General features: G+C 64.4%; 12 protein-coding genes. All 12 read right to left on the bottom strand.

The annotated features are described in order from the left end of the window. Nucleotides 1–134: 134 nt before the first annotated feature. The gene (locus AC0L2J_RS28860) at nt 135–1,022 is read right to left on the bottom strand and encodes an ABC transporter permease (RefSeq protein ID WP_473395264.1); all 888 of its coding nucleotides are present in this window, start codon (nt 1,020–1,022) and stop codon (nt 135–137) included. 4 nt (nt 1,023–1,026) lie between these two features. Continuing rightward, nucleotides 1,027–1,968 carry an ABC transporter permease gene (locus AC0L2J_RS28855; protein ID WP_035974921.1) on the bottom strand — a complete coding sequence of 314 codons (942 nt, stop codon included), beginning with the start codon at nt 1,966–1,968 and terminating at the stop codon, nt 1,027–1,029. Nucleotides 1,969–2,125: 157 nt separating this feature from the next. After that, nucleotides 2,126–3,643, bottom strand: coding sequence for an ABC transporter substrate-binding protein (locus tag AC0L2J_RS28850; RefSeq protein WP_007607866.1), 1,518 nt, complete (start codon nt 3,641–3,643; stop codon nt 2,126–2,128). A gap of 23 nt (nt 3,644–3,666) precedes the next feature. Beyond that, the gene (locus AC0L2J_RS28845) at nt 3,667–4,767 is read right to left on the bottom strand and encodes an ABC transporter ATP-binding protein (RefSeq protein ID WP_473395263.1); all 1,101 of its coding nucleotides are present in this window, start codon (nt 4,765–4,767) and stop codon (nt 3,667–3,669) included. Beyond that, entirely contained in the window at nt 4,767–5,756 is a 990-nt protein-coding gene (locus AC0L2J_RS28840) for an ABC transporter ATP-binding protein (protein ID WP_473395262.1), read from the bottom strand. The genes AC0L2J_RS28845 and AC0L2J_RS28840 overlap by 1 nt, the downstream gene beginning before the upstream one ends. Continuing rightward, nucleotides 5,753–6,463 carry a DUF1028 domain-containing protein gene (locus tag AC0L2J_RS28835; RefSeq protein WP_473395261.1) on the bottom strand — a complete coding sequence of 237 codons (711 nt, stop codon included), beginning with the start codon at nt 6,461–6,463 and terminating at the stop codon, nt 5,753–5,755. The genes AC0L2J_RS28840 and AC0L2J_RS28835 overlap by 4 nt, the downstream gene beginning before the upstream one ends. A 9-nt stretch (nt 6,464–6,472) precedes the next feature. Further along, a complete protein-coding gene (locus AC0L2J_RS28830; RefSeq protein ID WP_473395260.1) occupies nt 6,473–8,278 on the bottom strand; it encodes a gamma-glutamyltransferase family protein in 1,806 nt (601 codons plus the stop codon). Nucleotides 8,279–8,359: 81 nt separating this feature from the next. Then, the gene (locus AC0L2J_RS28825) at nt 8,360–9,349 is read right to left on the bottom strand and encodes an ABC transporter ATP-binding protein (RefSeq protein ID WP_354056517.1); all 990 of its coding nucleotides are present in this window, start codon (nt 9,347–9,349) and stop codon (nt 8,360–8,362) included. Beyond that, nucleotides 9,346–10,332 (bottom strand): ABC transporter ATP-binding protein, encoded by a 987-nt coding sequence (locus AC0L2J_RS28820; RefSeq protein ID WP_473395259.1) that lies wholly within the window; start codon nt 10,330–10,332, stop codon nt 9,346–9,348. Before AC0L2J_RS28820 ends, AC0L2J_RS28825 begins: the two co-directional genes overlap by 4 nt. A 73-nt stretch (nt 10,333–10,405) precedes the next feature. Further along, nucleotides 10,406–11,377: an ABC transporter permease gene (locus tag AC0L2J_RS28815; protein ID WP_007607876.1), complete on the bottom strand. Its 972-nt coding sequence runs from the start codon at nt 11,375–11,377 to the stop codon at nt 10,406–10,408. Nucleotides 11,378–11,387: 10 nt separating this feature from the next. Next, nucleotides 11,388–12,368: an ABC transporter permease gene (locus AC0L2J_RS28810; protein WP_007607877.1), complete on the bottom strand. Its 981-nt coding sequence runs from the start codon at nt 12,366–12,368 to the stop codon at nt 11,388–11,390. Between the two features lie 104 nt (nt 12,369–12,472). Then, nucleotides 12,473–14,068, bottom strand: a complete 1,596-nt coding sequence (locus tag AC0L2J_RS28805) for an ABC transporter substrate-binding protein (RefSeq protein WP_473395258.1) — start codon at nt 14,066–14,068, stop codon at nt 12,473–12,475. Between the last annotated feature and the right edge of the window lie 151 nt (nt 14,069–14,219).

Here is a 14,219-nt window from a genome sequence, read left to right as displayed (position 1 = left end):
CCGATATGCCATCCCCAGATCCTCTTCAAACGTCTCTTAGAGAATCGCAGATTCGCGATTTACGCAAAGCTCTCGCAAGCGGGAGAGGTGCACCGAGCCCGGAGCCGCTTAATTCAACCTATTCTCATTCCGCTCTAACGCTGCCTTGGATCGAGCGCGTCTCGCAGGCCGTCGCCGAGCAGGTTCAGCGACAGCACCACGAGGAAGATCGCCAGCCCCGGCCAGATCGCCATCCAGGGCGCCTGGGTCAGGAAGCGCTGCGCTGCGTTGAGCATGCTGCCCCAGGATGGCGCCGGCGGCTGCTGGCCGAGGCCAAGGAAGGACAGCGCGGCTTCGGCGATAATGGCGGCCGCAATCGACAGCGTCGCCTGCACCAGCAGCGCCGGCAGGATGTTCGGCAGGATGTGCGAGAACGCGATCCGCCACGGCGGATTGCCGAGCGCGCGCGCCGCCTCGACATAGTCCTCAGCCTTGACGTTCAGCACCTGGCCCCGGGTCAGGCGGATGAAGATCGGGGTTGCCGAGATGCCGATCGCGATCATGGCATTGCCGAGGCTCGGACCGAGGAATGCGGCGAGCGCGATCGCCAGGATCAGGAATGGGCAGGCCAGCATCGCGTCGGTCATCCGGCTGATCAGTGCATCGACGAAGCCGCCGCGATAGCCGGCAAGCAGGCCGAGGGGGACGCCGACGCCCAGCGCGATCGCGACCGAGATGAGGCCCGCGAGCAACGACGCCCGGGCACCGTAGACGACGCGGCTCAGGATGTCGCGACCGAGCTCGTCGGTGCCGAACCAGTGCGCCGCCGTGGGCGGCTTGCGGACCAGGCTCCAGCTCGTCGCGATGGGATCGTAGGGCACGGCGAGCGGCGCGAGAGCCGCGAAGCCGACGAACAAACTGATCATGACAAGTCCGAACACTGCGGCCTTGCGTTTGAACAGGCGCCGCCGGGCGCGACGCGCCGGGCTGTCCAGCTCGTCAGCTTGCGCGACGAGAGCAGCGGGCAGGACGGCATCGATCATGTGTCTAGCCCCGCAGCCGTGGATTGACGAGGATGTAGGCGATATCGGCAACCAGGTTCAGCGTGATGTAGACCGTCGCCGTCACCAGCACGACGCCCTGTACGACCGCGTAGTCGCGGTTGAACACGGCGTCCACGATCAGTTTGCCGAAGCCGGGAATGGAGAAGATCTGCTCGGTCAGAACCGCTCCCGACAATAGCGTGCCGAGCTCAAGCGCGCCGAGCGTGATGATCGGCGTGAGTGCGTTGCGCATGGCGTGCTTGAGGATGACCGAGCGTTCGGACAATCCCTTGGCGCGCGCGGTGCGGACATAGTCGCTTTCCAGCACCTGGAGCATGGCGCTCCGGGTGTGCCGCATCAGGACCGCGGAAATCGCGTTGCCAAGCACGAAGGCCGGCATGATGGTCGCGGCGAGGCTCGCACGCCAGTTCTCGGTCAGCGGCACGTAGCCGGACGCCGGCAGCCAGCCGAGTTCGATCGAGAACAGGAAGATGAGCATGATGCCGAGCCAGAAATTCGGCGTCGAGATGCCCCACAACGCGAACAAATTCGCGCCGTAGTCCCAGACGGTGCCCTTCTTCACGGCGGAGACGATGCCGGCAGGAATTCCGATCAGGAGCGCGATCAACATCGCCATCGAGCCGAGCTGGAGCGTCACCGGCAGCTTCTGCGCGATCAGCTCGCGCACCGGCATCTTGTTGCGGAGCGATTCACCGAAATTGCCGGTCAGGACTCCCTTGAGCCAGTAGACGTACTGCACGGGAATCGGCTGATCGAGCCGGTATTGTTGGCGAATCTGCTCGATCACGGCGGGATCGCGCTCCTCACCGGCCATCACCAGCGCCGGATCACCCGGCAACAATTGCTGGAGCGAGAAGATCAGCACCGACACGAAGAACAGTGTCGGCACGATCTGCACAATGCGGCGGGCGAGGAAGTTCAGCATGGCGGCCGTCGTGTCCCGGGCGCAGCGCAACATGCAATGTTGCGCTGCTGAACCGGGACCCATCTATCATGGTGTGCCGTCGCTATGGGTCCCGGCTCTGCGGAGCAGCGCTTGCGCGCTGCGCCGCGTCCGGGACACGCGTTCACCGCCGGAGGCATCACTTGAACTTCAGCCCGACCACGCGCACGAGGCCATCTGGCACCTGCTTATAGCCCTGGAGCTTGGTCGTGTGCGCGATCAGGAGCGTGCGGTGATAGATGTATATGATCGGCAGGTCGTCGAGCAGGATCTTGTTCAGCTTGGCGTAGATCGCCTTGCGCTCCTCGACGTTGGATGTCGCCCTTCCTTCTTCCAGCAGCTTGTCGGCTTCCGGATTCGAATAGACGCCATCGTTCTGCGGTGCCTTGCTGCGCATGAAGATATAGGAGTTGCCGTCGGGATCGATACGGCCGCTCCAGTTGATCTGGAAGATCTGGAACTCGCCGGCCTGGGCCTGCTTGAACGTGGTCGCGAATTCGACCGCGCGGATCTTGATGTCGAAGCCCGCTTCCGCGGCCATCGACTGGATCACCTGGGCGACCGCTTCGTTCTCCGCGCCTTTGGGAATCATGTAGTCCACGGTCACCGGCAGGGTGACGCCGGCTTCCTTCAGAAGCGCCTTGGCCTTTGCGACGTCGCGGCCACGGACCGGAAAGGCCTTCTGGTAATAGGGATGGGTCGGGCTGACCCACTGGTTGCCGGGCGTGAACTCGCCGTTGAAGACGACTTGATTGAGAGCTTCGCGATCGATCGACAGATCGAGCGCTTGGCGTACTTTCGCCGACTGGCTGAGCGGCCCTTTCGCTTTGTCGTTGCCGATATTGACGGTCAGGCCATAGTAGCCGAGCTCGGGTGCCGTCGACAGCACGAGCCGCGAATCTGCACGCACATCCTTGATGTCGGTGGCGAGCACGCGCTCGATCAGATCGAGCCCGCCGGACTTCAGGTTGGCAAGGCGCACCGTGGCGTCCACGATCGGCAGGAACACCACGCGGTCGATATGGATGTTGTCCTTGTTCCAGTAGTCGGCGAATTTTTCGAAGACCATGCGGTCCTGCTGCACGCGCTCGACGAACTTGTAGGGACCGGCGCAGACCGGATGCAGGCCGAACTTGTCGCCGGCTTCCTTGGCGGCCTTCGGTGAGACCATCATGCCGGAGCGATCAGTCAGCTGGGCGATCAACGGGGAGTAAGGCGTCTTGAGCACCAGCTTGATGGTCAGGGGGTCTACGACTTCGACATGGTCGACGCTCGCGAGCTCGGACTTGCGGAACGAGGTCGGCAGCGTCATATGGCGCTCGATCGAGAACTTCGCAGCTTCCGCGTCGAGCGGCTCGCCGTCGTGGAATTTCACGTTGGGCCGGAGCTTGATCGTCATCTCCTTGCCGTCGGCCGACGTCTCATGCGACAGCGCGAGCTGCGGCACGATGTTGAGCTTCTCGTCGATGTCGAACAGCTTGTCGCAGAAGGCAGAGAACACGATGCGGCCGACATAGGTGCGGCCGATGCTGGGATCGAGGATGTCAGGATCCTCGGCAATGCCGATGCGAAGCGTGGTCTGGGCCTGGGCCTGGGCCGCGCCTGCGAGCGACGTCAGCAATGCCGACGCCAGGAGTGCCAAACGCATAGGACTCATCGCTCTCAACCTCTGTTTTGCGGCTATGCCGGGTTCGTCCCCAATGGACTAACCCCGCTGCCGCGGACTGCTTCCGGGCCGCCGCTGAAGGCGGCGACCAATTTTTCGAGAACCGGGGAGAAGCCGCCGTCCGTCGGGACGATCGCCTCGGACGACGGCAGTTCCGACGTTCGGTGGCACGCCGTTGCATGTCCGATGCCATCCCGCACGAGCTGAGGCATTTCGCTGCGGCAACGGTCGACCACGTAGGGGCAGCGGGTGTGGAAGCGGCATCCCGGCGGCGGATTGAGCGCGCTGGGGATCTCTCCCTGCAGCACAATCCGGCTGCGCTTTGCCCGCGGTTTAGGCACCGGGATCGCGGACAATAGAGCCCGGCTGTAGGGATGACGCGGTGCGGCGAACAGCGCGTCCGCCGCCGCCGTTTCGACGATCTGGCCGAGATTCATCACCGCCACGTGGTCGGCGATGTGCTTGACCACCGCGAGGTCGTGCGAGACGAAAATGTAGGCCAGCCCGAGCCGGTCCTGAAGCTCGCGCAGCAGATTGAGAATCTGCGAGCGGATCGAGACGTCGAGCGCCGAGACCGGCTCATCGCAGATGATCAGTTTCGGCTCGACTGCGAGCGCGCGGGCGATGGCGATGCGCTGGCGCTGGCCGCCGGAAAACTCGTGCGGATAACGCCGCGCCAGCCGCGGCTCCAGCCCGACCAGCCGCAAGATCTCCTCGATGCGTTCGCGCCGCCGGGCGGGCGGCACCAGATTGTGCAGCGCCAGCGGCTCGGTCAGGATCTGGCCGACGGTCATGCGCGGATTGAGCGAGGCGTAGGGATCCTGGAAGATGATCTGGGCCTCGCGGCGAAAGGCGCGCAGCGCGCCGGCGTCGAGCGAGAGCAGATCGCGGCCCTCGAAACGGATTGTGCCTGCATCCGGCTCGATCAGCCGCAGCACCAGGCGGCTGACGGTGGATTTGCCGCAGCCGGATTCGCCGACCAGCGCCAGCGTCTTGCGGGCATCGAGCGAGAAGGAAACGCCATCAACGGCTTTGACATGCGCCAGCGCCCGGCCGAACAGCGAACGCTCGGCGACGAAATGCTTGACCAGACCATCGACCTCGAGCAGCGCCATCACGACACCAGACGTTCGAGCGGCGCGCGGATGCAACGCGACAGGTGGCCGGGACTGACTTCGACCAGCGGCGGCGGCGCCTTGGTGCAGGCCTCCAGCACGAAGGGGCAGCGTGCGGCGAAGCGACAGCCGGCGGGCGGCTGCGCCATGTTCGGCACCATGCCCTCGATCGTGGCGAGCTGTTCGGCGCGATGGTCGAGCCGCGGGATCGAGCCGAGCAGGCCGACGGTGTAGGGATGTTGCGGCGCCGCGAACAACTCGTCCACCGCCGCGCGCTCGACGATCTCGCCGGCATACATCACTGCGACCTCGTCGCAGACTTCGGCGACGACGCCGAGATCGTGGGTGATCAGGATGATGGCCGCGCCGCTCGCCGCCTTCAACTCGCGCATCAGCTCCAGGATCTGCGCCTGCAGGGTGACGTCGAGCGCGGTGGTCGGCTCGTCCGCGATCAGCAGCCGCGGGTCGCAGGCGAGCGCCATCGCGATCATGACGCGCTGGCGCATGCCGCCGGAAAGCTTGTGCGGATATTCGTCGATCCGCCGCTCGGGCGAGGGGATGTGGACGCGACGCAAGAGTTCGATCGCCCGCTCACGCGCGCTCTTTCGCGAGCCGCCGCGATGGCGCAGAATCGTCTCGACGATCTGATCGCCGATGGTGAAGCTCGGATTGAGTGAGGTCATCGGCTCCTGGAAGATCATCGCGAGCCGGTTGCCGCGAAGGTCGCGCAACGTTTGGTCGGACGTCCTAAGCAGGTCGAAACCGTCGAAGCGGATCGCGCCGGAGATCTCCGCGCTCTGCTTCGGCAGCAGGCCCATGATCGCCAGCGACGTCACGCTCTTGCCGCAGCCGGATTCACCAACGAGGCCGAGCGTCGCGCCATTGGCGACGCTGAGATCGACGCCGTCGACCGCGTGGGTGACGCGGCCGTCGTCGCCGTGAAAGCGAATGCGCAGATCGCTGATCTCGATAAGGGGGCTCGGGTTCATGATCGGTTTACGCGCGCTGCGGCGATGCTGGCGTCGATGACGCTGCGATCGGTGTTGCCGGCCGGGTTCTGCCGCGTCGGCATGGAAGCGCGGAAGTGGACCCAGAGCTCGTGGCTGACGCGCTCGAGCCGCTCGAGCTCACCGAGCGGATCGGGATGATCGTCGGCGCGCAGGTCCAATGCCGGCCATTCCTCCTCGCCGTGGATCAGGAGCGCGGCGGACTGCTTGCCGCGCTTGTCGCCGCCGGCGGCTTCGCCAGCGCGCATCGCGGCGAGCAGCCGGCGCGGGAAGGGCAGGCTGTCATTGGCGATATAGGTTTTTGCGGTCTCGTCGAGCACATCGGCGCCCGCGAGCATGTTGCCGGCGATCGAGAAGTCGCTGCCCGCAATGTGCCCGCACCAATCCACGCAGTCGCCCCCGGTATGCGCGGCAATCGCGCCACTGGCGTCCATGATGTGGATCTGGCGGCTGTCGCGGCCATCGTCGGTCGCGAGCAGGGTAGCCAGCACGTCGTGCGCGTTGAGACCTTCACGCAGCAGCTTGACGCCGTCGATGCCGTAATACGGATTGACGAAAGCCTGCGTCGCAATGGCGCCAAGTCCCGCCGCGATGTAGGGGACACGCGCGCCGACGGCGAAGAAGCGCGTAGCAACGGCGATGCCGAACTGGCCGGTAGCAGAATCGCGCGCGATGATCGACCAGGTCATGTGCTGCCTTCAGCGCCCTGCGGCGTAGCCTTGCATGCCGCGCGGATTGGCGGCGGCGCGGCGGCGGGCTCCGACGCGCGAGGCCGCGGTGAGGCGGCCTTCCGACCAATCGGGTCCGACCTCGACGATATGTCCGCGTTCGCGAAGATTCGCGATCGTCGCCTTCGGCACGCGGTTCTCGACCACGAGCACGCCGGGGCGCGCGGTGCGGGGCCAGAACGAGATCGGGAAATGCTCGGAGTGCCAGGCCGGGGCGTCGATGGCTTCCTGAAGATTCAGATTGCAATGGACGTGCCGCAGGAAAAACTGCGTGATCCACTGGTCCTGCTGGTCGCCGCCGGGCGAGCCCCAGGCGAGATAGGGTTCGCCATCGCGCAGCGCCATGGTCGGCGACAAAGTGGTGCGTGGCCGCTTGCCGGGCGCGAGCGAACTCGGTTGGTTCTCCTCCAGATCGAACATCTGCGCGCGGCTGCCGAGGCAGAAGCCGAGCTCGGGGATGATCGGCGATGATTGCAGCCAGCCGCCTGATGGTGTCGAGGACACCATGTTGCCGGCCTTGTCGATGATGTCGAAATGCACGGTGTCGCCGCGCACCTCGCCGAAACGGCCCACCGTCGGTTCACCGGCGCCGAGCGCGCCGACAGCCTCGCGCTGGCCCTCGGCGCGGCGCAGCTTGACCACGCCGCCAAAGCCCTCGATCGCACCGGGCCGGAGATCGAGCGAGGCCTTGTCGGTGACGAGCTTGCGGCGCTCGTTGTTGTAGGCATCCGACAGCAGCGTTCCGATCGGGATCTCGCTGAACTCAGGATCGCCGTAGAATTTCTCGCGGTCGGCGAAGGCGAGCTTGGCGCATTCGATCTGGAGATGGATGAATTCAGGCCCGGTCGGGTCCAGCCCATCGAGCGCAAAGCCCTTCAGCAGCGCGAGCTGCTGCAGCGTCACCGGACCCTGGCTCCAGACCCCGGCCTTGCAGACAGTGTAGCGGCCATAATCGTAGGTGAGCGGGGCCTCGACCGTCGGTTGCCAGCGCGCCATGTCATCGGCCGACAGCACGCCGCGGTGCGGCGAGCCGCTGACGTCCATCACCTCCTGCGTCCGGCAGAATTTGTCGATGGCTTCCGCGACGAAGCCCTGCGACCACGCCTTTCGCGCGCGCTCGATCTCGGCATCGCGGCCGCCGCCACCGCTTTCGGCCTCGCTCAGGATTCGTGCGTAGGTCGCTGCAAGCGTCTTGTTGGTGAAGAGCGTGCCGGGCTTTGGCACTTCGTCGTTCGGCAGATAGACGGCGGCTGATGTCGGCCAGTGCTTGCGGAATAATTGCTCGACGGTCTGGATCGTGGCGCAGGCGCGCTCGACCAGCGGATAGCCGTCGCGCGCATAGGAGATCGCCGGCTCCAGCACGTCGCGCACGCGCATCGTGCCGTAGTCACGCAGCAGCATCATCCAGGATTCGAAGGTGCCGGGGACGCAGGCCGCGAGCAGGCCGGTGCCGGGCACCATGTCGAGGCCTTCGCTCTTGTAATGCGCGATGGTGGCGCGGGCCGGTGCCGGACCCTGGCCGCAGATCACCTCGGTGCGGCCGCGCTTCACGTCGTGCACGATGATCGGAACGTCGCCGCCTGGGCCGTTCAGATGCGGCTCGACCACCTGGAGCGTGAAAGCGGTGGCGACGCCGGCGTCAAAGGCATTGCCGCCCTTTTCCAGGATGGCCATGCCGATAGCGGTCGCGATCCAGTGCGTGGTCGCGACGACGCCGAAGGTGCCTTCGATCTCGGGGCGTGTCGTGAAGGGATCGGGATTGACGATGCTGGCCATGGACTACCTCATTTGCGGCGCGCGCAATTGATCACAGGGCCAGGCCGCCGCCAAATGCGCAGGCTGCATGGCACGCGCGCGTCACGCCGGTACCGGCGCGGTGTTGACCGCATGGCAGGCGACGCCATCGATCAATTCAGGTGCTTCCTTGCGGCAGAGATCGAACGCCAGCGGGCAGCGCGGATTGAAGGCGCACCCAGGCGGCGGATTGATCGGGTTCGGGATCTCGCCCTTCACGGGAATGCGCTGGCGGCCGCTCATGGCAAGATCGGGCACGGCGCCGAGCAGCATCTTGGTGTAGGGCATGCGAGGACGAGCAAACAGCTCGCGTCCTTCCGCGATCTCGACGATGCGGCCGAGATACATCACGCCGACGCGGCTCGCCATGTGGCGGACCACGGCGAGGTTGTGGCTGATGAACATGTAGGTCAGGCCGAACTTGTCCTGGAGGTCGCGCATCAGGTTCAGGATTTGCGCCTGCACGGAGACGTCGAGCGCGGAGGTCGGCTCGTCGCAGACAATGAACTCTGCGTCGGAGGCGAGCGCGCGAGCGATCGCGATGCGCTGACGTTGGCCGCCCGAGAATTCGTGCGGAAATTTCAACCTGTCGTCGGGATGCAGGCCGACCAGGGTGAGAAGCTCTCCTACGCGCGCCTGGATGTCGCGCTCGCCCTCGATCAGGTCGAAAGCGCGGATCGGCTCGGAGATGATGGCGTCGACCCGGAAGCGTGGGTTCAGGCTCGCATAAGGATCCTGGAAGATCATCTGGATGCGGCGGCGGAGCTTTCGGCGTGCCGGTGCCTGCCTCGGGTCGGTCATCGAGACGCCGTCGATCAGGACGTCGCCGGAGCTCGGCGGCAGCAGGCCGACGACCATCCGTGCGACCGTAGTCTTGCCCGAGCCGGACTCGCCGACCAGCGCGAAGGTCTCGCCCTTCCTGATGTCGAAGGTGACGCCGTCGACGGCTTTGAGGTATTCGAGATGGCCGCCCTCGAGCACGCGGTTGAGCCAGGGTTTCGAGACGTCGAAGACGCGCCGAAGATTTGTGGCCTGGACGAAGGAAGTGCTCATGCCGCGCTCTCCGCCGGCACGCTGTCATAGAGGTGGCACGCGACGGATTGCGTGCCGCGCGGTAGCGGCCCCGGCCTCTCCACGCGGCATCGGTCGAATGCGAATGCGCAGCGCGGATTGAACGAACAGCCGCGTGGGATCGCCGACAGGCGCGGCATGGAGCCGGGGATCTGCACCAGACGCTTGTCGTCGCCGGCAAGGGTCGGGATCGCGCCCATCAGGCCCTTGGCATAAGGGTGCAGCGGGTTCCTGACGACGTCCTGCACCGGACCGATCTCGGCGACGCGGCCGGCATACATCACCGCGACGCGGTCGGACGCCTCCGCGATGACGCCCATGTCGTGGGTCACCAGCATCACGGCGGTGCCGTGGTCGCGTCCGAGTCGCTTGATCAGCGAGATGATCTGCGCCTGTACGGAGACGTCGAGTGCGGTGGTCGGCTCGTCCGCGATGATCAGCTCCGGCTCGGCACAGATCGCGAGCGCAATGACCACGCGCTGGCGCATACCACCGGAGAATTCGTGGGGATAGCCGTCAATGCGCTTTTCGGGTGCGGGGATTCCGACTTCGGCGAGCAGGTCGATGGCGCGGCGGCGCGCGGCGGTCTCGGACAGGTTCAGATGGGTTCTGATCGTCTCGATCAGCTGATCGCCGACGCGGTAGAGCGGATTGAGCGATGTCAGCGGATCCTGGAAGATCATGCCGATCCGTTTTCCCCGGATACGGCGCAGCTCCTCCGCCGGCAAATTGTCGATGCGCAGGCCAGCAAGACGAATCTCGCCGCCCGCGATGCGGCCGGGCGGATCGATCAGGCCGATCACGGCCAGACCCGTGACGGACTTGCCGGCGCCGGATTCGCCGACCACGCCGAGGACCTCGCCCTTGGCGATGTCGAAGGAGACACCGTCGATGGCGCGCAGCGTGCCGCGGCGGGAAGCGAACTCGACCTGAAGATTACGCACGGAGAGGATGGGGTCGGTCATGAGCGAGACGCTCTCATCCAAGTTTCGCTCATCCAAGTTTTGCTCATCCAGATTTCGCTCTTTGAAATTTTGCTCATCGAAGCTTCGGGTTGAGCGCGTCGCGCAGCCAGTCGCCGAGCAGGTTGATCGACAGGATCAGGGCGGCGAGCGCGATACCGGGGAAGGCCACGATCCACCATTCGCCCGCGAACAGGTAGTTGTTGCCGATGCGGATCAACGTGCCGAGCGAGGGCATTGTGTCGGGCAGGCCGACGCCGAGGAAAGACAGCGTCGCCTCGGTGATGATGGCGAGCGCGAGGTTGATCGTCGCGATGACCAGGATCGGACCCATCGTGTTTGGCAGCACATGGCGGAACATGATCTTTGGTGCGGGAAGGCCGATCAATTGCGCGGCGGCCACGTAGTCCTTGTTCTTCTCGACCATCACGGAACCGCGCACCGTCCGGGCATACCCGACCCAGAAACTCAGGCCGATCGAGATCACCAGCACGATCAGCATGCTGGTTGCATCCAGCCGGTTGCCGAGAATCGATTTCGCGATGCCGTTGACCAGCAGCGCGATCAGGATGGCGGGGAAAGTGAGTTGCACGTCGGCGATCCGCATGATCACGCCGTCCACCGCGCCGCCGAAATAGCCGGCGACCAAGCCAAGCGCGATGCCGAGCGCGCCCGCGAAGATCACGCCGGCCACGCCGACAGCGAGCGAGATGCGCAGCCCGTAGAGAATGGCGGAGAACACATCGCGGCCCTGCTCGTCGGTGCCGAGCAGGAACGGGCTCTGCCCCTCAGCGGTCCACAGCGGTGAGATCCTGGAATTCATCAATTGGAGCTGTGCCGGATCGAACGGGTCCTGCACCGCGAGCGCGGAGGCAAAGATCGCGAGCAGGAAGAACAGCACGGTAATGGCTGCCGCGACCATGGTCAGCTTGGATCGGCGAAACGAGTAGAAGACGTCGCTGTCGAGTGCGCGGCTGAACCAGCTGCGGGCGGCATGCGTCGGCAGCGTGCTCGGCTTGTCGGGATTGGAGGCGACCACTTCGGACATACAGGCTGCCTTATGTGGCGCGGCCGACGGTCGCGCGCAGGCGCGGATCGACGACGGTGTAGAGGATGTCGACCACCAGATTGATGGTGACGAAAATCAGCGAGACCATCAGCAGGTAGGCAGCCATAATCGGGATATCGACGTTTTGCACGGCCTGCACGAACAGAAGTCCCATGCCGGGCCATTGGAACACGGTTTCGGTGATGATCGAAAATGCAATAACCGAGCCAAACTGAAGTCCTGCCACCGTGATCACGGGAATCAGCGTGTTCTTCAGCGCGTGGCCGAAATGAATGGCACGGGTTGTCAGCCCGCGGGCGCGGGCGAAGCGGATATAGTCGGTCCGAAGCACTTCCAGCATCTCCGCGCGCACCAGCCGCATGATCAGGGTCATCTGGAACAGGCCGAGCGTGATCGAGGGCATGATCAGCGCCTTCAGGCCCGACAATGTGAGCAGGCCCGTGGTCCACCAGCCGAGCTTGACGACTTCGCCGCGGCCGAACGAGGGTAACCAGCCCAACGTCACCGCGAACAGGTAGATCAGAAGGATGCCGATCAGGAAAGTCGGCAGCGAGATGCCGATCAGCGAAACCGCCTGGAATAATTTGGCGAGCAGGGTGTCGCGCCTGAGCGCCGAATAGACGCCCATCAGGATGCCGGAGACCATTGCAAATACGGTCGCGCAGATCGCGAGTTCCAGCGTTGCGGGCATACGCTCCATCAACAGCGTCGAGACCGGCTGGCGGAACTGATAGGAGACGCCGAACTTGAATTGCGCGGCATCTGCGAAATAGCGCACGAACTGCACCGGCACGGGATCATCGAGCCCTAGCGACTTGCGCACGGCTGCGCGTTCGGCCGCCGGCGTATCGAGCGAGACGATCTGGTTGATAGGGTCGCCGGCGAAGCGGAACATCGAGAACGCGATGATGCCGACGGCGAACATGACGCCGATGGCCTGAACGGCCCGGCGAAGAGTGAAAGCGAGCATGCCTTCCACTTTCCTTGAGTGTGCGTCCGGCGGACGTCTTTGTCAGCCGAAAAAGGAAAGGTCCCGGTAGCCTGACGCTGCCGGGACCTTGTGTTCAACTGACGCTATTCCTTCTTGGTCGCCCAGTGGAACATGACCAGATTGTCGGCGCGCTGCGGCAGGTTGACCTTTTTCGATACGCCCCAGGCCAGCGCCTGCTGGTGCAGCGGAATATAAGCCCAGTCCTTGATGCTGATCTCATACGCTTGCTTGATCAGCTGATTGCGCTTGGTGGTGTCGGTTTCGACCAGCACCTTGTCGGTGATGGCGTCGAATTCCTTGTTGCAATAGCCGCCGAGATTGGCCTCGCCGCGCGATGATTTCGCATCGTCGCGACAGCCCATGATGTCGTAGAGCACGTTATGGGAGTCCATCGTGCTCGGCGTCCAGCCCAGCATGTAGAACGAGGTCTGATAGCCGCCCTGCTTCAACACCTTGGCGAAGTATTGCGCCTTGGGCTGCGCCAGCAGATTGATCTTGACGCCGATGCGGGCAAGCATGCCCACGACGGCCTGGCAGATCGCGGCGTCGTTGACGTACCGATCGTTCGGGCAGTCCATGGTGACCTCGAAGCCTTCGGGGTACCCGGCCTCGGCCAGGAGCTTCTTGGCACCATCTGGATCGAACTTCGGCCGGGTGAACTCCTTGGACAGCGCGAACAATTCCGGAGCGATCATCAGCGCCGAGGGCGTCGACAGCCCGCGCATCACCCGCGTCTTGATCAGCTCGATGTCGATGGCTTTGTAGAAGGCTTCGCGGACCTTGACGTCCTTGAACGGGTTCTTGCCCTTGATGTTGGAGTAGAGCAGCTCGTCACGCGTCTGATCGAATCCGATGAAGATGGTGCGCAACTCAGGGGCCTTCAGCACCTGGGCATTCGGGCTTGCATCGACGCGGGAGATGTCCTGGATCGGCACCGGCTCGATGACGTCCACTTCGCCCGAGAGCAGCGCGGCGACGCGGGTGGCATCGGACGAGATCGGGGTGAAGATGATCTCCTTCAGGTTACCTTCCATCTTGCCCCAGTAGTTGGGATTGGCCTTGAACACGGTCTTCACACCAGGCTGATGGCTCTCGATGATGAAGGGGCCGGTGCCGTTCTCGTGAAGCGAGGCATAGCTCGGAGAGGTCGCGGACACCGGCGTCGGCTCGACCGCTTTGTTCTCCTCAGCCCATTTCTTGTCCATGATGTACCAGACATCCCACGACGAATGCAGGATGGGATTGGGCGAGGGCAGGACGAAATCGACCGTGTAGTCGTCGACCTTGACGACCTTGACGTTGGGCGCCAGCCGGGTCTGCATGTTCGAGTTCTTGTTGCGGACGCGATCGGCGGAGAACAGCACGTCGTCGGCGGTGAAGGGGTCGCCGTTGTGGAATTTGACGCCCTTGCGCAAATGGAAGCGCCACCGGGTCGGCTCCGGAGTTTCCCAGCTCTCCGCCAGCGCCGGGATGATCTTGAGGTCCTTGTCCCGCGCGGTGAGGCCCTGATAGACGTGACCGAGATGGGCGTGGGTGGTGGACTCGTTCAGCGAGTAGGGATCAAGCGACTTCAGGTCGCCCTGGTTGGCATAGCGTAGCGTCTGGCTCGACGCGGGCGACATCGTCAACGCAAGCATACCGGCGAGCGTCGCCGCAAACAGAGTTCGACCGACTGACATTCTTGACCCTCTCAACTCTGCCGCGCCGTGATTTTTGATTGTTCGGCGGGCGTCCCAATCCATGTTGCCCAGACTTCTCGACCCGTGCAAGCGCCATTCCAGCAAGGAACGCGCCAAGTTGCACCGCTGTGCAGCAATGGTGACCGGCATT

The organism is Bradyrhizobium sp. MV1.5 (assembly GCF_055807615.1).
The sequence above is the reverse complement of the archived record's forward strand: the minus strand, read 5'-3'. Positions and strand labels throughout refer to the sequence as shown.